Below are 20365 nucleotides of genomic sequence, written 5' to 3'. Positions count from 1 at the left end.
CGCGGTGTTTCCAGACTGCGATCAAATTGAAACCGTCGGTCGGCTCAGCCCACCCGAAACAGTCTATAGGATTGTTTACTGTGAAGTAGCCGGGGTGGCCGTCGCGCATTCCTCCAGAGAGAACCTCCTCCAGACGAACCTTCTCTAGTCGAAGTGAGAGCCAGTGTTGACCGCGATTCGAAGCCCGAGGTAGGCGGCCGCAGCGTTCACGGCCGAACGCATCTTCTCGAGATCGACGAAATGACCCGAATGGCTGTATGTACAGTCGGCGTAGCGGCCCGTCGTGCGCATGTTCGACGCGAGAACTGCCGGCTCGAGTGTCTGCATTCCCCTCGCGAACGCCAGATCACCACCACTGAACGCATGATCTCGATCACCGGGCACTCGAAAACACGACATTGTAGTAGCAAGCACCATCGGGGACGCCACGCCATCAGGGTCGGCCGGGGACCGACTATTGCGCCGTCCGACCAACTCCCCAGCAGCACGCCGGACGAGCGCCTCGCCGGAGCGAATCCTCGACCGAACCTGCGAAGCCACTTCGAGGGGGCTACTAGCTGTCCAATCTGCCCGGAAAGGAATATGACTGAACGCATTCCCCCCTGTCCTCGCCAGCAGGGGCGATGCCGATCGCAGGTCGACAACCACGTGATGAGTGACGTCGGGGCCGCACTCCAGAGCCGCGAGCACTGCGCAATAGAAATACACGGAAGGCACACGAGTTCCAGGTGCGGCAACCAAACGAACGGAGAGCCACCACCCACGAACAGGTTCCGTGGATACGGCCGAGGACGAGATTTTGTTTCCCGATGCCCGTCGACTCACCACCTCACGCTGGAACATTCTTGTACCACTGAGGATTCGCCTCAGGGACGTCGCGGCAATCAAGGGATTGGTCGACGCCATCAAAAGCCCGGCCGCAACGATCCGACGCTTCGACAACCCGCGCACCGCGGGAGAGTGCGGACCAAGCGCCGGATCCAGGCCCGACAACGCAAGAAAGAGTCGTTCTGATTTCGGCATGAAGACCGTCTCGTCACCAAACATGTGTGAATAGATCAGGCCGATCATGTTGCGTGCAACGACGACAGTGATCTCGCGAGGGTCACTGAATCGTCGCGCATTGAAATACTTGAACAATGCCCGGTCGAATACCTCGACGCCTATCGCCCAAGACACGTCGGCCACGTGCAATCCTTCGACGGCACCCAGTTCGTGTAACGAGGCAGTAGGCGAACCCTCACCAGCGGTACGCATCTCGAAAATAAGGGGGAAGACCCCGATACCCGCTTCGAAAGTCTCCGAGATCCACTCGTTGACAACGGCTGCGACACCAGCCCTATCGACTGGGCCGAAGGACTCCTGTGCGTGACAGCAGTACGTGCTTGCCAGCGGATCGACCTTCACTTCATCCCTCCACGATCACGTGTGCCCGAAATTCAATCCTCACCGACCAATTTCCCTTCGTTCGCGGCAAAACAACCGTGCGCCGGTTTCAGCGAGTTTTGCAGAACCTCCGAGGGAACCCGCGGCCGGATCGAAATCTCCGCCTTCCGCCAGTGCGCTCCGCCACATTCGAAATTGCCCATCGACGCCAGTCCACCCATCACACTGCTGCAACCTGCTGGTTAACACTACGCACATACAGGCTCGTCTCCATTTGATGCAGCAACATCGCTCCCGGTGACCGAACCACAACATGAGACCGGTTGATAAACCGTGGAAATCCGGCTTAAATAGCGTAAACCAAACCATTTGACGGTTTGAAGCGCAGTTTCCCAACCGGAGGTTCGTCATCAGTACACAGACCGACCAGATGCACGACCACCCTGGCGGCGATTCCGCGATTTCCGAGTTACCGACAAGTGCCACCGTCGGCTCGCTGAACATCACGATCCTCGGCATCAACTACGCGCCGGAAACCACGGGGATAGCTCCGTACATGACGGACCTTGCCGAGTCGCTCGGTGAGCGCGGGCACGAGGTGCACGTCGTCACCGGGTATCCGCACTATCCGGCATGGGAAATCGACGCTTCGTATCAGGGGCGGTCGATAGACGAGGTCGTGAACGGTGTTCACGTTCACCGACGGCGCCATTTCGTGCCGAGCCCACCGAACGCATTGGGCCGAATCAAAATGGAGCTGAGTTTCGGCGCACGTGCCGCCAGTTCCGGGTGGAACACGCCTGACGTGATCGTGTGCACCAGTCCGGCATTGCTGGCCACTGCGATGGTCCTTGGACGTGCTCGGCTGACGCCCAATCGTCCGGCCATCGGGGTCTGGGTCCACGACCTGTACGGACAAGGCGTCGTGGAGACCGGCGCAATGACAGGCCGCAGTGCCCGCGCAACGTCGAGGCTCGAGGCGGCTGTCGTGAAGTCCGCCGACGGAATCGCCGTCGTCCATGACCGTTTCGTCGACCACGTCGTCAACGAACTTCACGTCCCACGCGAACGAGTCACAGTCGTTCGGAACTGGACGCACGTGGCGCCGATCGATGTGGACGATCTCACCGCCGCACGCACCAGATTCGGGTGGTCGCCCGACGAAACCATAGTTCTGCACACCGGAAACATGGGTGTGAAACAAGGTCTGGAGAATGTGGTCGAGGCGGCTCGACTCGCCGACGAGCAGAATCTGCCTATCCGATTCGTTCTGGTCGGTGACGGTAATCAGCGACCGAACCTCGAAGCCGCGGCAGTGGGAGTCAATCGCATCGACTTCGTCCGTCCACTCGACGACCGGGACTTCCGCACGGCCATGGCCGCCGCTGACGTTCTACTGGTCAACGAGGCACCCGGGATCGTCGGGATGGCAGTGCCGAGCAAGTTGACGTCGTACTTCAGCAGCGGTACCCCGATTGTGGCCGCGACCGACGTGGCATCCACGACTGCTGACGAGATTCGTGCTTCCGGTGCCGGGGTCGTCACTCAGAACGGTGATCCTGCCGGCCTGCTCTCCGCGGCCCTACAACTCGCCGGCGATGCGGAGACTTCCGCCAAACTTGGTGCCGCCGGAGTCCAGTACTGCGCTACCTCGGTCGGCAAAACCGCGTCCATCGACAAATGCGAACAGTGGATCCGCGAGCTGGTGGCCGGCCGCAATTAGAACGCGAGCCGCTCGGAACAAAACTCACACATCTCGACTCGGATCTGTAGACGACGAACACAGACAAGGCAGCTGACGCTCGATGACCAAACGCGCACTCATCACAGGGATCACCGGACAGGACGGTTCCTACCTGGCAGAACTGTTGTTGGCCAAAGGCTACGAAGTACACGGATTGATCAGACGCGCATCAACTTTCAACACGTCACGCATCGATCACCTCTATCAGGATCCTCATGAACAGGGCGCACGGCTGTTCTTGCACTACGGTGACCTGTCCGACGGTGCACGTCTCGTCACACTTTTGTCGAAGATCGCACCAGACGAGGTGTACAACCTCGCTGCGCAGTCGCACGTCCGGGTCAGCTTCGACGAGCCTGAACACACCGGCAACACAACCGGAATCGGGTCTATCCGTTTGCTCGAGGCAGTCCGCATGACGGGATTGCAGTGCCGCTTCTACCAGGCTTCGAGTTCGGAAATGTTCGGGGCCAGTCCGCCTCCACAGAACGAGGACACCCCGTTCTATCCACGGTCGCCGTACGGCGCCGCGAAGGTGTACTCGTACTGGGTCACCAGGAACTATCGCGAGGCGTACGGAATTCACGCGGTGAACGGAATCCTCTTCAACCACGAATCACCGCGTCGCGGTGAAACATTCGTCACGAGGAAAATCACGCGTGCGGTCGCCCGGATCCAAGCCGGAATCGAAGATTCCCTGTACCTGGGCAATTTGGACGCGGTCAGGGACTGGGGCTACGCACCCGAGTACGTCGAGGGCATGTGGCGGATGCTTCAAGTCGACGAAGCAGATGATTACGTGTTGGCCACCGGAGGAAACTTCACGGTCCAGGATTTTGTCGTGGCCTCATTCGAACATGTTGGTCTCGACTGGCAGAAGTACGTCAAATTCGATCCTCGCTACCTTCGACCGACAGAGGTGGACGCTCTGGTCGGCGACGCAGGCAAGGCCGAGGACAAACTGGGCTGGAAAGCGACAGTGCAGACCCCAGAATTGGCTCGAATCATGATGGACGCCGACATCGCAGCATTGGCGCATGCCGGCACACCTTGGATCGACACGCCAAATCTCCCTGATTGGAAGATCTCGCTCTCATGATCACAACGAATTCGATTGCACCTCTTGATCGCAGCGCCCCGACATACATCGCCGGACACAAGGGACTGGTGGGATCCGCGCTCTGGCGCAAACTCGAGCAGAGCAACTTCACCGACCTGATCGGTCGCACGTCTGCCGAACTCGATCTGCGAAACCGCGCAGACGTCTTCGCCTTCTTCGAAGCCACCAAACCGTCGTGCGTTGTCTTGGCTGCCGCGAAAGTCGGGGGAATCGTCGCGAACAACACTTACCCGGTCGACTTCATCTCCGACAACCTCCAGATCCAGACCAATGTGCTCGACGCAGCACTGCGGCACGGCGTGCATCGATTGCTGTTCCTCGGGTCCTCGTGCATCTACCCGCGCCTGGCACCACAGCCGATCACCGAAGATCAGTTACTCAACGGCCATCTGGAACCGACCAACGACGCTTATGCGATCGCCAAGATTGCGGGAATCATCCAGGTCCAGGCTGTTCGCAGGCAGTTCGGGTTGCCTTGGATCTCGGCGATGCCGACAAGCCTGTACGGACCGGGCGACAACTTCTCGGAGAATGTATCGCACGTACTTCCTTCGATGATCCGTCGACTCGACCAAGCCAAAAAAGATGGAATCGAATCCGTCACGAACTGGGGTTCGGGGAGCCCACGTCGAGAATTCCTTCACGTGGACGACTTGGCCGACGCACTCCTTCACCTACTCGACACTTTCAACGAGTCCGGACATATCAACGTCGGTACCGGTCACGACGAAACCATCAAAGATCTCGCAAACATTGTGGCCGAAGCGGTGGGATATGAAGGCCGAATGGACTGGGACACAAGCAAACCCGATGGCGCACCGCGCAAGCTACTCGACGTGTCCACACTGATGGCCACCGGCTGGCAACCACAGATTTCAACCCGGGAGGGCATCGAGTCGACCGTTGCCTGGTATCGCGAGCACGTCCAGGACGCGTCTGCAGCGGTCCGACTGTGAGCACAGCCCGCACTCTGTCCGGGTTCACCGGTGCAGGATACGACAAGGGTCGCGGCCCGCTCGTTCAAATTTCCTGGCTCGTGATTTCCGGTGTGCTGCTTTCGCATTGGTGGTGCCCCAACGGAATGCGCATTGCAATTCTCAGGAGATTCGGAGCAGACATCGCCGACGGCGTCCTGATTCGACACCGCGTCCGTGTCCACTGGCCGTGGAAACTGACGGTCGGAGCAGACTCGTGGATCGGCGAGGGAACCTGGATACTCAATCTCGAACCCGTCACCATAGGGGCGAACACCGCTATCTCGCAGGATGTCCTCCTGTGCACGGGCAGCCATGATCACCGAAGTCCCACATTCGAATTCGACAATGCCCCCATCGTCATCGGTGACCAGGCATGGATCGCAGCCCGCGCGACAATCCTCCGTGGTGTCACGATCGGGGAAAACGCAATCGTCGGTGCAACGGCTCTGGTGACGTCGGATGTTCCCGCCGGAACCACGATGTTGGCGCCACGGGCTGGCGCTGCACGATGAAGATACTGCAGATCGTCACTCTCTTCTCACCGGACGCCGCCTACGGAGGGCCTATCAGGGTCGCCCTCAATCAGTCGAAAGCACTGCAGGACAATGGTCATGACGTAACTATCGCCGCGGGTGAGCGTGGGTACGCGGTACCCCCTACACGCGAGCAGGGAATAGCTCTGAAATTGTTTCCGGCGCGGACCGTGATCCCGAAGATCGGGTACGCGGGCATCGGCGCGCCGTCGATGCTCGTGTGGCTCCGCAAGCACATCCGAGAATTCGACGTCGTGCATATTCATCTCGCGCGTGACCTGGTGACACTTCCTGCAGCGAAGCTGGCTCTTGCATACGGTGTTCCAGTTTTCGCACAGACTCACGGGATGATCGACGAGACAGACAAACTACTGGCAAGACCGTTGGACGCTGCTCTCACCATCCCGGTCCTCAAACGAGCACGGACAGTGTTCTATCTGACCGAACGAGAGCACGCAGACCTGCAGTCCGTCGTCGGAGACGGTCGCGTCAACTTGGTGGAACTCAACAACGGGATTCCCGAGGCCGAAGACCGCGAGTCGCGGCCAGTCAACAGTTGCGACCCGCCCGAGGTCCTCTATCTCGCACGACTACAGGCAAGAAAGCGACCCCAGGTCTTCGTCGAAGCCGCAAGAGAGTTGTTGGACAACGGACACGCGGCTCGATTTTCGATAGTCGGACCGGATGAGGGTGAAGCAGAAGCCGTCAACCGGCTGATCGAACACTCCGGACATAGCAGTTCCATCCGGTACGAAGGCCCACTATCGTTCGACAAGTCTGCCGCACGATTTCTTCAAGCCGCGGTATATGTCTTGCCCTCCGTGAACGAACCGTTCCCGATGTCTGTGCTCGAGGCGATGGCCGCTGGACTGCCCGTAGTCGTCACCGACACGTGCGGCCTCGCGCCGCTGATCCGCGACGGACGCTGTGGCCTCGTGATCGACGACGCCACAGAGTCACTGACTGCGGCGATCTCGTCGCTCTTGAAGGATCCCGTCGCCGCCGCAGAGATGGGCGACCGCGCGCGAAGTGTTGCTCGCGAACGCCTCGGAATGCCTGCCGTCCGTGCGGTACTCGAAACCCAGTACGGGCTCTGAGCCGCTCCCACATTCGCATTACAGGAAGTCATTGTGAAATCCACTCGACACAAGGTTCGTCGACGCATGTTCGTTCTCAGCGGGGCGGTCGGCGGACTTGCTGCAATCACCGCTGCCGGCTGGCCGGTCTACGTCGATCCGGTGATCGACACACCCGAAATGGCCGACGCGATAGTTGTTCTCGGCGGCGATCACGACGGCAGAGAAGAGTACGGACTGTCCCTGGCCGAGCAGGGCTACGCCCCCCAGATAATCTTTTCGAATCCGTATCGCAGCAATGATCCGAAGATCAACGCAATCTGCGAAGGAACCTACGACTTCGAAGTCAGCTGTTTCAAACCAGATCCATCGACCACTCGGGGTGAGGGACAGGAGATTCGGCGTCGCGCAGAGGCACAGGGTTGGAAGCGCGTCATCGTTGTGACCTTCGTTCCCCATGTCTCTCGCAGTCGCTACATCATCAACCGATGCTGGGACGGTGATATCGACGTAGTCGCGGACCCCCGACCACTTCCGTTCTGGGTCTGGGCCGCAAACTACGTGTGGCAAACCGCCGGGTACGTTCGCGCCCAGTTTCAGGAGTGCTGACCGGCGCTGACCGCCTCTGGCCGCTCAGTACGCTCCATCGCTCCTGAGCACTGCGGATACGGTCTTGGTGATGATCGAGATATTCTGCGCCGCAGACCAATTCTCCACGTAGGAAGAGTCCAGTCGAACAGATTCTTCCCACGAGAGGTCGCTGCGTCCACTTACCTGCCAGAGACCGGTAATGCCGGGTTTGACCAGCAGGCGCCGGGCAACCTCGTCGTCGTACATCTCGACCTCGCGCCGCAACGGCGGCCGCGGACCGACAACGCTCATCTCTCCGCGAATGACGTTGAAGAACTGTGGTAGCTCGTCGATGCTCAATCGACGAAGAATCTTGCCGACGGACGTGATTCGTGGATCCTCACGCATCTTGAACAACACTCCTCCCGCGCCTTCGTTGTCCCCCATCAGATCGACAACCTGCTGATCGGCACCTTCCACCATGGTACGAAACTTGAGCATGGGGAACGGTTTCCCGTTGAGGCCGATGCGTTCCGCCTTGTAGAACACCGGACCTTTGGACGTGAACTTGACTGCAGCAGCAGCGGCGATCATGAGCGGCGCCACGAGGAGGATCATCAACATCGAGAACGCCGCGTCGAAAACAGCGGGCGCGAGCCGGTTGGCGCCCTGATAGCGCGGTCGCGCAACGTGAATCAACGGGAGTCCCGCCGCAGGGCGAAACATCAAGCGAGCCTTGGACACATCGGCTACGACCGGTGAAACCACCATGTCGACACCTTCGGCTTCGAGGTCCCACATCAGTTTGCGTATGCCCACCTGCCCGAGGTCTTCGGTTCCGGTGACGATGACGGTGTCTGCGCCGCTTGCGCGCATCGCCTCGACCACCTCGAACTCGTTGCCCAATACCGGGACTGCTGCGCCGTCGACGACGATGTGATCGTCCAACGCGGTCGCCCGACGCGGAATGCACGCTCCCACAACGTCGTAGCCTGCCGAGGAATCCCGCACGAAGGCTCGCGTAGTAGCAACGACGGACGCGTGTCCACCGACCAACAGCACCGAGTTGCGGCAATCCCCGATTGCACGCTTCTTTCGGATGTCGCGTCGCCAGAGGTAACGCCCGAGCAGTAACGCAGCGAGCCCGACGGGCAGCGCGATCATGAGATAGCTACGCGCGATTCCTACGCCGAGAATGATCCCGGCCAAGGCACCCACGCCGAAAACCTGACCGGTAGCGAGCAGTACCTTCTCGTACTCGTCACTGCCCTCACCCAGCATCGACTGATGACGGCTGCGTCCGCGTGCGAGCGCGATCATCCACAGCCCTCCCAGCGCTGCAGACGCGATCACCTTGAGTGGTGTCAGCCACTCGATGGGATGCGGCCACATACTGCCGATCTGAGCGAGAGCGATCACGAACAGAACCGTGATCGAATCGCTCACGGCGATCCGTTTCCTGTATGCACGACGCCAGTCGGTGCCTACATCAGCGGAATCCTGCAATGTTGCCGACCGGGTCCCCACCTCAGCATGAACGCTCATTTGCCATCAGTCTTTCTTGTCATTCGAACGGCTTCAATGGGTCCGTACAGCTTCAGCGGGTCGCTGATCGGTAGCCACCTCGAGCTTCCAGGAACGGCAACACCCCGCCGGTTGCCGTACCTCGCCGCTCGCAGTGCAGAAATGAACTCTCATCGGACCCCCCTACATAACCGCCGATCAAGGGCCGATTCGTGCGAGAAAACGACCCCTTGTTGCTCATTCCGTACGTAAACATACCTTAGGTTTGTTTCAACTGCACTTACCGAACCCAAGCTATTTTCCGGTTGCCAGATGATTACCGGGCAATTACGTCAAAGTGGGCTAATCCTCCACGTTTTCGAGACGTCGTCTCTCACGTCTCCGAATGTCGGCCATCAGCACGTCCAGGGCGCTCAGCAGTTCGGTGTCGGCGCGTCGGCACCGTTCTATCAGGGCTTCCAGATCAGCTTCATCGGTGCTCACGATCACACCGGCTTTGGCAGCCCTGCTCAGTACTTTCTCGGCGAGGAGCAAAGGCGGTTGCGACCGTGCGATGCCGTCCATGGACGACGCTCGCGCCTTCTCGGCAGCTTTCAAGGCGTCCCACGCGCGCTCCTGTTCGGCGATGTCGACCACCCCTGAACTGATCAGGTGCGGGCTACGATGGACAAGTTTCGCGATCAAAGCGCCGGCCACGTCATCCAATTCGAAAACGCCGTGTGATTGAGCGATCCGCGAGTGAAACAACACCTGAAGCAGCAGGTCGCCGAGTTCCTCCCGGAGATCGTTCTCGTCGTCGCTTCGAATCGCGTCCAGCACCTCGTAGGTCTCCTCGACGAGGTAAATCGAGAGGCTCTCGTGTGTTTGAGTCGACTCCCACCCGCCTCGATTCCACAATCGGTCCATGATCGACGCCGCTTCCACCAGTCGATCGCCGTGAACGGGTTCGGCGCGAATCACCCTCACCGAGGAAGCGAACAACGACTCGATCCGCTGACCTGGGGTGTCCATCTTCACAGTCACGGCGGCACCGGGTGTCGGGATCGGCAGTGCACTGCGAACCGACTCGGGAACGTCGGGGTCGATGTCGAGCACGCCGGACAAGAACGGCAGTGCCGCAAGCGGAAAGACGTGCGGCCGCGATGGATCGAGCAGTATGACGACGGGCGATTCGTTCACCGTGCGCTCACGCCTCGACAAGGACTGCACCCGCGGCTCGCCCGTCTATCGCCAGGATGAAGTCCGCGATGTACTGCAGCAGTTCGACGTCACGGAGGCGATCAGAGCCGACTCCGCCGGTACGTGGCAGCGGGAGTTGCACGAGCCCGGTCGTTGCCCGGTACTGCGCGCTCGGATAGATCCTCTTGAGCCTGATCTGTTTGGAATCGGGCAGTGCCATGGGCGAGATCTTGAGCTGAGTTCCGGTGACGGCGACTTCCTCCAGTTGATACTCGCGGCAGAGCAGTCGAAGTTTGGCCACCGAGATCAGCCGTCGAACCTCTTCGGGCAGTGGGCCGTAACGATCGACCAGTTCTTCGACGACGGCAGCGATACCGTCGGAATCCGTCGCGGCGGCGAGCTTGCGGTACCCCTCCAACCTGAGTCTGTCACTGGTGACGTAATCGGGCGGGATGTGCGCGTCCACAGGCAGGTCGATCCGGACCTCCTTCGTGCCCTCGTCCATCGTGATCGGTTTGCCGTCGGCTGCCGCCCGGAAGGCTTCGACTGCCTCTCCCACGAGCCTGACGTACAGATCGAACCCGACGCCCGCCACGTGACCGGACTGCTCGGCGCCGAGGACGTTTCCGGCTCCACGAATTTCGAGGTCCTTCATCGCGACTGCCATACCTGCGCCGAGGTCGGAGTTCTGCGAGATCGTTGCCAGTCGGTCGTACGCCGTTTCCGTCAATGGCTTTTCAGCCGGATACAGGAAATAGGCGTATCCGCGTTCGCGACTACGCCCGACTCGGCCGCGCAGCTGATGCAACTGCGAAAGCCCCAGTGAATCCGCACGTTCGACGATCAGTGTGTTCGCGTTCGAGATGTCGAGGCCGGTTTCGATGATCGTGGTACAGACCAACACGTCGAAGTCGCGCTCCCAGAAGCCCTGCACGGTCTTTTCGAGAGTGTCCTCGTTCATCTGACCGTGTGCCACGACGACGCGAGCCTCCGGAACGAGTTCGCGGATCTTCTTGGCTGCCTTGTCGATCGAGCTGACGCGATTGTGCACGTAGAAGACTTGGCCGTCGCGCAGAAGTTCACGCCGAATGGCCGCGGCAACCTGCTTGTCCGCATACCCACCGACGTAGGTGAGGATCGGATGACGTTCTTCCGGCGGCGTGAGGATCGTGGACATCTCGCGGATGCCCGCCATGCTCATCTCGAGAGTACGAGGGATAGGGGTAGCCGACATCGTCAAGACGTCGACGTGGGTTCGTAGTGCCTTGATGTGTTCCTTGTGCTCGACTCCGAATCGCTGTTCCTCGTCGACGATCACAAGCCCGAGGTCCTTCCAGCGGATCCCGGTCTGCAGCAGCCGATGAGTACCGACGACGATATCGATCTCACCTTCGGCCATGCCGGCGATGATTTCCTTCGAGTCCTTGGCATCGGTGAAACGGGACAGCCCTCGCACCTTCACCGGGAACGACGCCATACGTTCGGTGAACGTCTGAAGATGTTGCTGTGCAAGCAGAGTCGTGGGCACCAGCACCGCTACCTGCTTGCCGTCCTGTACTGCCTTGAACGCGGCGCGAACGGCGATCTCCGTCTTGCCGTAACCGACGTCGCCGATCACCACCCGGTCCATCGGAACCGGCTTCTCCATGTCGGCCTTGACCTCACTGATGACGGTCAACTGGTCGATGGTCTCGGTGAACGCGAATGCGTCTTCGAGTTCCTTCTGCCACGGCGTGTCCGGGCCGAACGCATGCCCGGGGGCCGCCTGACGCGCCGCGTAGAGCTGAACCAACTCACCCGCGATCTCACGAACCGCCTTGCGGGCCTTGCGCTTGGTGTTTGCCCAGTCGGATCCACCGAGCTTGCTCAGCGCCGGCAACTCTCCACCGACGTACCGGGAGAGTTGATCGAGCGATTCCATCGGGACGAACAGACGATCACCCGGGTGACCACGCTTGCTCGGCGCGTACTCGATGACCAGGTATTCACGACGCGCCCCGCCGATGGTGCGTTCGACCATCTCGACGAACCGGCCGATACCGTGCTGATCGTGCACGACCATGTCCCCAGCCGACAGCGCGAGGGGGTCGACCTGATTGCGGCGCTTGGCCGGCAAACGCTTACCGTCGCCGACCGCGGCAACACGGTTGCCCGTCAGATCCGACTCGGTGACGATCACCATCCCGGGCGTCGAGTCGTCTCCGGCGAGTACCAAACCGTCATGCAGTGATCCGCGGAGCACCGCGACCTGTCCACGCGCGGGGGTAGCGCCGGCGTCGAGCATCTTGGCGGGCACTTCGGCTTCACCGAGTCGCTCCACGACGCGGCTTGCCGTTCCGGCACCTGCCACCACGATCGCCGCGCGACCGCCCGTGCTCACGTGCGCCCGGAGGCTGACGAACAGTTCGGCCAACAGGTCGTCGGAACCACGCACCTGCGGTGCCGCCTGAACCGGGAGTTCGAGTTCTTCACCGTTTCCCGACGCCAGCGGGCTGACCGTCCACCAGGGTCGGCCGGCAGCTTCGGCAGATTCGCGAACATGGCGAAGCGACCGGTACGCGGAGGCGCCGAGATCGACTCCGCCGCCGTTGAGGATCGACGTGTCGAGCGGTGCGGCGCCGCCGATCGACGCCGCCGTCCACGACGCTTCCAAGAACTCCTGTCCGGTGCGCACCAGGTCGGTGGCGCGGGTGCGCACCTTCTCCGGATCACACAGAAGGATGTGCGCCCCTTCGGGAAGAACATCGGAAAGTAGTTGCAGTTCACCGGGTTTGAGAACCGGGAGCAGAGCTTCCATGCCTTCGACGGGGATTCCTGCCGAGATCTTGTCCAGCATCTCGACCAACGACGCGTCAGCCTGGTTCTCAGCAGCGAGTGCCGCAGCTCGATCACGAACATCAGCTGTCAGAATCAGTTCACGACACGGTGGCGCAATCACGGAATCGACGTCGACGTCCGGTAGCGAACGCTGATCGGCAACCGAGAAGTATCGAAGCTCCGATACCTCGTCACCCCAGAATTCGATACGTACCGGATGATCCGCGGTCGGGGAGAACAGGTCGAGAATGCCGCCGCGGACCGCGAACTCTCCGCGCTTTCCCACCATGTCGACACGGCTGTACGCCATCTCCACCAGACGTACGAGAACGGAATCGAAATCGATCTCGGTGCCGACGCGCAACGTTATCGGCTCGATCTCGCCCAGACCTGGTGCCATCGGCTGTACGAGAGAGCGCACCGTGGTGACGATCACCCGAAGAGGCGAACCGTACGAGGCGTCGTCTGGTCTGGCGAGTCTGCGCAGTACCTCCACCCGTCGCCCGACGGTATCCGCGCTCGGCGACAGGCGCTCGTGCGGCAACGTTTCCCACGACGGGAACTGCGCGACACCTCCGCCGAGCATCTCGGTGAGTTCTGACGTCAGATCGTCGGCTTCGCGACCGGTGGCCGTCACCAGCAGTACCGGCGTGCGAGCGGCAAGTGCAGCGGCGATGAATGGCCGAGCCGGCTTCGGGGCCACGATGTCCAAGGCGGCCGCGCCGATCGAGTCGATCACCGGAGTGAACGCGGCGTCAGCGAGGGCGACCTCGGCGAGTCCAGCGAGCGCAGTCTGGGCAGAGGACAAGGAAGTCAACGAACGCGCTCCTGAACAGTGATGACGGGTTGCGGACGCACAGCCCGAGCGCAAGATCCCCACCGAGGCAGAGTTGTGCGCCGGTTCGATTCTATCGGTGCGCGATCTCGAAGCGCAGTCCGATCCGTTCAGTTTCCCCTAGCGCTCGTCTTCTTCGACGTCCGCTTGGCCGGAGAGGATTGCGTGGCCGGTGCACTCGGCGGCGTCACGGCCACGCTGGTGTGAGAGTTCAGCGCCCGAACCCGGCCGATCACCTTCGTTGCCTTGCCGGTTCTCCGTAGACGTACGGTTCTGCGACCGTTCGGCGCGAGGTGAAACCAGGAGTCTTCGGGCTCGAAGCCCTGCAGTTCGAGGGCTACGTATTGGGCGGCAGCATCGGTCGTGACGTCGACGACCCACTCTTCGTCCCCGAGGCCTCGAGGCCGGCCGACGCTACGAGCAGTAGCGACAAGCCCGACCGACCGCTCGAGGGGCCGCGCCGGACCCCCCAGGAGATGCACCACTTCGTCCACCAACTCGCCGTCCTCGTCTTCGAGTGTGACGGTGACGGCGTCGTACGTCCGCGCCCCGAACCGAAAGACGTGGGTGAGGTCCGTGAAACGGCCGACAAGACTGTCCACGGACCAGGTCAGACTTGAATGCGCTTCCACCTTGACCGGTAACGCGACGTCGACCGGGACGACACCTGACCGACTGTGTGCTCGAAACCTGATCTCGCCGACGACAGGATTGGCGGTCTCGTTGATCGCGTCGAGCCGCAATCCATCCATGCCGTCGTCCGTGACGAGGAGCGCGATCGGTTTGGCGCTCCGACGGAGCACGAACCACGGAGCCTTGGGACTGCCGCTCCAATCGAGGACCCCCCATCCCGGTCCGGGCTCCAGGTCTCGCAGTGCGAGTGTCAAGGCGCCGTCGCACCGAGAGTCCGGGCGACGCCAGTAGCCGAGCGTCGATGCGAACGCCTCACATACAGCTGCGCGTCCCAGGTCGAGATAGCGTTCCGGGTCTGACCACCTGACTTCACGAGGGTCTTCGCCGAAAAGGGTGTGGACGTAGTGGTCCCGAACATCCTCGAAATCCCACGACGATCCGTTGTCCCGCGGCACCGCGGCTTTCCATGCCGGGTGGTGCCCTGCGACGGCGAGCGAACCGAATTCGTTCTCGATCACCGCATTCGACGGTGGAATCGAAAATGCCAGTGCTTCGGTCGCAAAACGTACTCGCGCGCTGAGCACGTCGGCCAGTGGACGACGATAGGCACCCACCCCGAAGTAGTGAGCGACCCCGCTTCCGACGTGCGTAGCCAACTGCTCCCCCCCGGGAGGCGCCGAGGGCGACGACGTCACGTACTCGAGTTCAGGTGCCAGCGTCGAGATCAGCTCCGGCAGTCTCGAATGGATGAGCGGAATGTGTTGATCGACCAGGCCCAGCATGGTCGGCTGCTGTTCGGTCTCGCTGCCCCCGCAGAAGACTACCAATGCCGGATTTCCACGCACCCTGCGCAGGAACGCTGTGACCTCGGCGGCAACAAGTTCGAAGAATTCGTCGGTGTCAGGCGGATCAAGCGTCGCCAACATCATGTCCTGCCACACCAGAATGCCCAGACGCGCGCATTCGTCCCAGAAGTGGTCGCTCTCGTAGACCATCGTTCCCGGGATTCGAATCATGTTCAGACCAGCCTCGGCCAGCCGTTCCAACACAAGTGTGGTGTCGGCGTCGCCTTGAAGCGAGATCGGGTCGGTCGGCACCCACACCGAACCACGGCAGTACACCCCGATACCGTTGACACTCAACCGGAATCCACCATCCGATCGATCGACTTCCACCGTCCGGAAGCCAACCGAACCGATGTGCTCGGAGACTCCGTCCGTTTCTATCGTCACCGGATAAGTACGTGCGGCGCCATGCGTGTGTGGCCACCACAACTGCGCATCCGGCACCTCGACGATGCCGGACACCTCGAGGAATCCGTCCGGCCCGGTAGCCGTAGCGAATTGTTGCGAGTGTTCGCCGACGCGCACGGTGACGTACTCCAGCGAGACCGGCAATCCGGTGAGCCGAGCACTGATGGCAACGCGACCGGTTGTGCCGTGGACACTTGCATGCTTGACGGCAGAGACGACGGTGGCAACTCCCCTGTCCAACAACCGGATACCTCGCCACGGACCCACTGGTACCGGCGCACCACTGAATACGGGAGCCATACCGAGCATCGTGGTTCGGATCCACCGAAGTCCCTGTTCGCGGACCATCGACGAGCGCCATCGCCCTCGTGGGCGCCTCGATCTCAAAGTCGCGGAGAGGGAATGAAAATGAACAGCCACCTGGACACGTTTGCCTGCGCCGACTCCGGCCGGAATGCTCACTTCTCCAGGTGTGAACATGGATTGAGTGGACGCGACGAGGACGCCGTCGATCCAGACGTCGGCAAACGCCGTCACACCGTCGAACTGGAGCAGCCACGACCCCTCACCGGTCGTAGCCACGGTAGTCACGAACCACCAGTCCGAGGCTGAAACAGACGATGATGAAACAGACGATGCTGCACCAGGCTTTGCGCGTCCGGCATCGGATTGCGCCTCACGCAACGCGCCGGCGACTGTTCCCGGCACGGGCGCTGTCATCCACTCGGTCACGGTTTCGAGGGCATCCGGATCGGTCACGGACCCGGGTTCGGTTGCAGCGCATCGCCATATCGCGCCGGCCAGCAGGTCTGCTGACGAGCGAGGCACTGTTAGACCAACCTCAGGTGTCGGTGCGAGTCGACGCCGACTGTGTCGGCAACGACGTCCATCGCCCTCTTCCACGACACGGCCATCTCGTCGAGTTGCTCACGTGGGTCGACCGCGCGCCCCCTGGCGGCGCGTGCCATCTGAAACTGCACGCTCTTCGCCCCGGACGCCACTTTGCGGAAATCCGGCGCAGCCTCGACTATCCCGGAGAAACCTGCAGTCTCCAAAAACTCGCTGGCGTCGGCCGCCAGCTCCGCGCTGGCACCGCACTGACGAAGTAGCCCGAAGGACCAGAGGTGATAAGCATCCATGCCCGCCCCCTGCACCCATTCGAGGTCGTCGATCACCCTGCGGCCCAGCTCTCGTACGGGATTACCCGCCGCTCGAACCGCTACATTCCGCCGAGCCACTTCGGCGATGTTTCCGGCGTTGGTCGCGTGAACCGGATTGAGCCGGATCTGCTCGACGTAGGGCACGAACGAAGGAAGTGAGGAACGATCGAGATCGAAAACGCCGGAAAAGTCCTCACCTCGCAACATGTAGTACCCGCTGTTGTGGAAGTACTCGAGTTCGCCGGCGACGCGATCGATCCGATTGGGCACGATCGTAGTTTTGGTGTGCCCCTCGTGATAACTCGTTCCGAGAGTGTCGGGAAGCCAGTATCCGTCCACCTCGACCGTCGACAGCATCCCGACCGCGAGGTTGTCCTCGACATGGATCAGCGGTGCCCGCCAGACGTTCATCTCGGCGACTTCGATTCCGTACAGCGCGTAGATGTCCTCCGCCTTGAGCTTGAGGAACGTCCACTGAGTCCCGTCGAACCGCGACGAGAAGGCACACGCCAATGCCGGGACGGGGTCCAATCCCAGCGAATGCAACACTTCGATCCACAGATCCGTGTAGCAGTTGGTCTGCGCCCACACCCGGTCGTCCTGGTGCAACGCGTGTGGCCGGTAGCGATCAGGTGAAATATCGACGAGACGTGACATCAGATGCCCATTCGCTCACGAACGGAAGTTGGCCACGCAGCCACATCAAGACCATGAGTCCGCAACAGGGACAACGCGATTCGCTCCATCCCGAAGCCGACGCACGAGCTGTGCGCCACCTCGCCCTCCGCTGTTCGGATGTCGAAGTTGACACCGAAATGGTCGAGATGGTTGTTCGAGGACACGATGGCCGTGCCCTCGTCGAGATCTCCGTAGAGCCGAACCGTCAGTTCCGTCTTGAGATTCTCTTCACGCTGGTTGGCTGCAAGCATCTTTCCGGCGCGCCCGAAGAAAGGATCATTGGCGATCACCGCGGTGGCCTCGAGCTCGAGCAGGCCGAGCACCTCGAGTCCCCGCTCGATCCAGTGCTCGCGATGCGCCCGCGCTGCTGCGGCATCACCGATCGTCACGAACTCGTGCATCCGAAACGCTTGCATACGAGCCGGATCGATCGCCGGTTCGTGCCGGAAGCAAAAACCGTAGATGTCCAGCAGTACCCCACCTTCGGGGAGAACTCCGGTATACCGCGCATAGGCGGGATGGCATGCAGCGGACACGAGCATGGTCTCGGTCGGTTCGAGATGGCGATCCCACGATTGCCCATCGGCGCGATCGGCCAGCAGTCGCGCGTGATCGCGATTGGAACCGGCGAAGGTGTTGATGGCGCCGGTGAGGTTGGGAAACGAAGCGATGTAGTCGGTGCGCTCGAAACTGCTCCGCGGGAACACCGGCGGGAACCGCAGGCGGGTCGCAGCTGCGCCTGGCCCCGCTGCAACCACGACGCGATCAATGCCGTCGACGATGTCCTCGAACACACCGGAACGCCCGTAGAGTCCCGGTACTTCCGTCTCTACGAGAAGCCCTTCGACAAGCAGTTCGCGTTGAAATGCAGCTCGAGCCCGATCCAGATCGGTTTCGGTTGTCGCTGTTTCGGTTGTCGCTGTTTCGGTTGTCACAGTCTCGGTTGTCATAGCGTTCCCCGGTATCCGATAGCCATGTGAGCTGAACTTGCCATGATTCGATCGTTGTTCACCATCACCGCTGCGCCGTGCGCATCACGAAGGTGGCGGCCGAGCGAGAATTCGGTGTCCTCGCGATATCCGGAGATTCCGCAGATCAACATTGCCTGCCCCACGATTTCCACCACCGCGGTGGAGGTGGTGACCTTCAGGTTGTTCATCGCGAGCGAAAAGCCCACCGCGCCCGTCGCCTCGAAATCGGCAGCGCCTTCCTCAGCGTGGACTGCGCGGTCGTACCTACGCGCAGAAGCGTCCACGAGATCGGCGAATTGTTGTGCCGAAGCAGCAACTTCGGCGAGACGCAGCGCTCCGGGCGAAGTGACTCCTGGCTGCTTGCGAGCGGCGGCACGTACGTACTTGCGCGCCTTCTCGACTGCCGCGTCGGCAATTCCCAACCACACCGAACTCCAGACGACGTGCGAGACCGGGAGCATCGTATGGGTGGAGATATCGGAATACGGTACGTCGGCGACCATCTCGGGTGTCGAGGTGGCCCGAAGGATGTAACCCAGGCTGCAAGTTCCCCTCAGCCCCAGCGTGTTCCACTCGGTGGTGCGTTCGAGCGTCAGGTCTGGGGTGCGACACACCACGAGAACCTGATCGTTGGGCTGGCTCTCCGGCGTTCGCCGAGCCGTCACGACTATCGCGTCGGAATGCTCACCGTAAGAAATGACGGGCGCATTCTTGATCAGTAGTAGATGACCACCCAAATCTTCTACGGCGCAGTAGCTCCGGCTGACGTCACCACCGATTCCCAGCTCGGTAGTCGCCGACGCCAACAGCAATTGCTTGTCGGCAGTTTCTTCGACGAACTCGCGGAGCGCTTCGGTATTGCCGTGCTTGACCAGCGAGTAGATCTGCGTCTGATGCATCGCAAAAATCATTCCGCTTGCTGCACAGCGCGTTCCGATCACACGGGCGATATGCGCCACCTCCTGCAGCGAGAGCCCTTCGCCGCCGAGCTCCCTCGGTACAGCGACGGACAGCAGCCGTTCACTGCGCATGGCGTCGACGGCTTCACGCGGAAACCTTGCCTCGGCATCAACTTCGTCGGCCCACACCGCTGCAACTTCGTCGGCCAACCGAACGGCCCGCTCGAGAGCCGTCCCGGTGGAGCACTGCGATTGCGGAGCGTTCATGCAGCACCCAACTCTGCCAACGCACCCTCGATCGCCTTGACGCTCGCGAAAGTACTCTTCCGCAACAATTCGTCCGGAAACTCGATGTCGAACGAATCCTCCAGCGCCAACATGACATTCACGCTCGCGTGCGATGTCAACCCCAACTCGTAAAGATCGGCCTCTCCGTCGATCGTGCTCACGTCGACTGCCAGCCGACCGTGCTCGACGAGCACTTTCCGAATTGCCTGATCAATCATCAGCGATGTCGTCCTTCTTTTCGATGCGAGCGCCCGAGCGCGTTGCGATCACCATTGCGATGGCCACGTCCGCTTCGTGCGAGATAGATACTTGAAAGTCGTGCAGATCCTGGGCCCGCGCGAGTTCCGCGGCATTGCCGGACAGAGTCACCCCACAACCACCCCACTCGGCCCGAGTGATTTCGATGGATGTCCACGGCACGGGAACGTCACCCGGCCTGAGCACCTTCACAACGGCCTCTTTGGCCGCGAAACGCGCAGCCAGTCGTTGATCCCGCGCCGGCCCGGCGCACGTCTGCGATTCATGAGGAGTGAAGGTCCGATCGAGATACCTCCGCCCGAAGAGGTCGATACTTCGAGTGACATCCACGACGTTCACGACGTCACAGCCGATCCGCGGACCGATGTCGAGCATCGGCGTCGGTGCAGTGTCACCCATCTTCTGACTCCCCCCTTTGGGGTCGTACACGCCGGGCAGCCCCCTATGCTGCCCGGTGTGCCGAC

Annotated in this window: 16 protein-coding genes; 6 read left to right on the top strand and 10 right to left on the bottom strand. The window is 61.3% G+C overall.

Annotation, left to right across the window (positions count from 1 at the left end; genetic code table 11):
- Positions 1-144 precede the first annotated feature (144 nt).
- Positions 145-1407 (bottom strand): hypothetical protein, encoded by a 1263-nt coding sequence (locus ACFT1A_RS07890; RefSeq protein ID WP_378446505.1) that lies wholly within the window; start codon positions 1405-1407, stop codon positions 145-147.
- Positions 1408-1816: 409 nt separating this feature from the next.
- Between ACFT1A_RS07890 and ACFT1A_RS07885 the strand changes: the two genes are divergently transcribed.
- The 6 genes from ACFT1A_RS07885 to ACFT1A_RS07860 all read left to right on the top strand — a co-directional run bounded on the left by ACFT1A_RS07885 (position 1817) and on the right by ACFT1A_RS07860 (position 7445).
- Entirely contained in the window at positions 1817-3109 is a 1293-nt protein-coding gene (locus ACFT1A_RS07885; RefSeq protein WP_378446504.1) for a glycosyltransferase family 4 protein, read from the top strand.
- 82 nt (positions 3110-3191) lie between these two features.
- The gene (gmd, locus tag ACFT1A_RS07880; protein WP_378446503.1) at positions 3192-4229 is read left to right on the top strand and encodes a GDP-mannose 4,6-dehydratase; all 1038 of its coding nucleotides are present in this window, start codon (positions 3192-3194) and stop codon (positions 4227-4229) included.
- Positions 4226-5206: a GDP-L-fucose synthase family protein gene (locus tag ACFT1A_RS07875; RefSeq protein WP_378446502.1), complete on the top strand. Its 981-nt coding sequence runs from the start codon at positions 4226-4228 to the stop codon at positions 5204-5206. The genes gmd and ACFT1A_RS07875 overlap by 4 nt, the downstream gene beginning before the upstream one ends.
- Entirely contained in the window at positions 5203-5739 is a 537-nt protein-coding gene (locus tag ACFT1A_RS07870; protein WP_378446501.1) for a DapH/DapD/GlmU-related protein, read from the top strand. The genes ACFT1A_RS07875 and ACFT1A_RS07870 overlap by 4 nt, the downstream gene beginning before the upstream one ends.
- Positions 5736-6857, top strand: coding sequence for a glycosyltransferase (locus ACFT1A_RS07865; protein WP_378446500.1), 1122 nt, complete (start codon positions 5736-5738; stop codon positions 6855-6857). The genes ACFT1A_RS07870 and ACFT1A_RS07865 overlap by 4 nt, the downstream gene beginning before the upstream one ends.
- A gap of 33 nt (positions 6858-6890) precedes the next feature.
- A complete protein-coding gene (locus ACFT1A_RS07860; RefSeq protein WP_378446499.1) occupies positions 6891-7445 on the top strand; it encodes a YdcF family protein in 555 nt (184 codons plus the stop codon).
- A 24-nt stretch (positions 7446-7469) separates the two neighbouring features.
- On the opposite strand, the gene ACFT1A_RS07855 is transcribed toward ACFT1A_RS07860, so the two are convergent.
- The 9 genes from ACFT1A_RS07855 to ACFT1A_RS07815 all read right to left on the bottom strand — a co-directional run bounded on the left by ACFT1A_RS07855 (position 7470) and on the right by ACFT1A_RS07815 (position 20300).
- Entirely contained in the window at positions 7470-8852 is a 1383-nt protein-coding gene (locus ACFT1A_RS07855; protein WP_378446498.1) for a sugar transferase, read from the bottom strand.
- A 420-nt stretch (positions 8853-9272) separates the two neighbouring features.
- A complete protein-coding gene (locus ACFT1A_RS07850) occupies positions 9273-10109 on the bottom strand; it encodes a MazG family protein (protein WP_378446497.1) in 837 nt (278 codons plus the stop codon).
- Positions 10110-10116: 7 nt separating this feature from the next.
- Positions 10117-13743: a transcription-repair coupling factor gene (gene mfd / locus ACFT1A_RS07845; protein WP_378446496.1), complete on the bottom strand. Its 3627-nt coding sequence runs from the start codon at positions 13741-13743 to the stop codon at positions 10117-10119.
- Between the two features lie 128 nt (positions 13744-13871).
- Entirely contained in the window at positions 13872-16475 is a 2604-nt protein-coding gene (locus tag ACFT1A_RS07840; RefSeq protein WP_378446495.1) for a glycosyl hydrolase, read from the bottom strand.
- Positions 16476-16477: 2 nt separating this feature from the next.
- On the bottom strand, positions 16478-17464 hold the full coding sequence (locus tag ACFT1A_RS07835) for a DUF1839 family protein (protein WP_378446494.1): 987 nt from the start codon (positions 17462-17464) through the stop codon (positions 16478-16480).
- Complete coding sequence (locus ACFT1A_RS07830) at positions 17464-18435, bottom strand: amino acid--[acyl-carrier-protein] ligase (protein ID WP_378446493.1); 972 nt, start codon at positions 18433-18435, stop codon at positions 17464-17466. Before ACFT1A_RS07830 ends, ACFT1A_RS07835 begins: the two co-directional genes overlap by 1 nt.
- Entirely contained in the window at positions 18432-19622 is a 1191-nt protein-coding gene (locus ACFT1A_RS07825; RefSeq protein WP_378446492.1) for an acyl-CoA dehydrogenase family protein, read from the bottom strand. The genes ACFT1A_RS07830 and ACFT1A_RS07825 overlap by 4 nt, the downstream gene beginning before the upstream one ends.
- Entirely contained in the window at positions 19619-19861 is a 243-nt protein-coding gene (locus ACFT1A_RS07820) for an acyl carrier protein (RefSeq protein WP_283301892.1), read from the bottom strand. Before ACFT1A_RS07820 ends, ACFT1A_RS07825 begins: the two co-directional genes overlap by 4 nt.
- Positions 19854-20300, bottom strand: a complete 447-nt coding sequence (locus ACFT1A_RS07815; RefSeq protein ID WP_378446491.1) for a holo-ACP synthase — start codon at positions 20298-20300, stop codon at positions 19854-19856. The genes ACFT1A_RS07820 and ACFT1A_RS07815 overlap by 8 nt, the downstream gene beginning before the upstream one ends.
- Positions 20301-20365: the final 65 nt, after the last annotated feature.

This window comes from Rhodococcus sp. NPDC057135 (assembly GCF_042670865.1).
Lineage (GTDB): Bacteria > Actinomycetota > Actinomycetes > Mycobacteriales > Mycobacteriaceae > Rhodococcus_F.
Note: the sequence above shows the minus strand (reverse complement) of the source record. Positions and strands in the feature narration are given on the sequence as shown.

What these genes read in the sequence shown, in the direction of transcription:
- ACFT1A_RS07885 (WP_378446504.1), top strand. Translation starts at nt 1,817, where the DNA reads ATGCACGACCACCCTGGCGGCGATTCCGCGATTTCCGAGTTACCGACA.
- gmd (WP_378446503.1), top strand. Translation starts at nt 3,192, where the DNA reads ATGACCAAACGCGCACTCATCACAGGGATCACCGGACAGGACGGTTCC.
- ACFT1A_RS07875 (WP_378446502.1), top strand. Translation starts at nt 4,226, where the DNA reads ATGATCACAACGAATTCGATTGCACCTCTTGATCGCAGCGCCCCGACA.
- ACFT1A_RS07865 (WP_378446500.1), top strand. Translation starts at nt 5,736, where the DNA reads ATGAAGATACTGCAGATCGTCACTCTCTTCTCACCGGACGCCGCCTAC.
- ACFT1A_RS07835 (WP_378446494.1), bottom strand. Translation starts at nt 17,464, where the DNA reads ATGTCACGTCTCGTCGATATTTCACCTGATCGCTACCGGCCACACGCG.
- ACFT1A_RS07830 (WP_378446493.1), bottom strand. Translation starts at nt 18,435, where the DNA reads ATGACAACCGAGACTGTGACAACCGAAACAGCGACAACCGAAACAGCG.
- ACFT1A_RS07825 (WP_378446492.1), bottom strand. Translation starts at nt 19,622, where the DNA reads ATGAACGCTCCGCAATCGCAGTGCTCCACCGGGACGGCTCTCGAGCGG.
- ACFT1A_RS07820 (WP_283301892.1), bottom strand. Translation starts at nt 19,861, where the DNA reads ATGATTGATCAGGCAATTCGGAAAGTGCTCGTCGAGCACGGTCGGCTG.
- ACFT1A_RS07815 (WP_378446491.1), bottom strand. Translation starts at nt 20,300, where the DNA reads ATGGGTGACACTGCACCGACGCCGATGCTCGACATCGGTCCGCGGATC.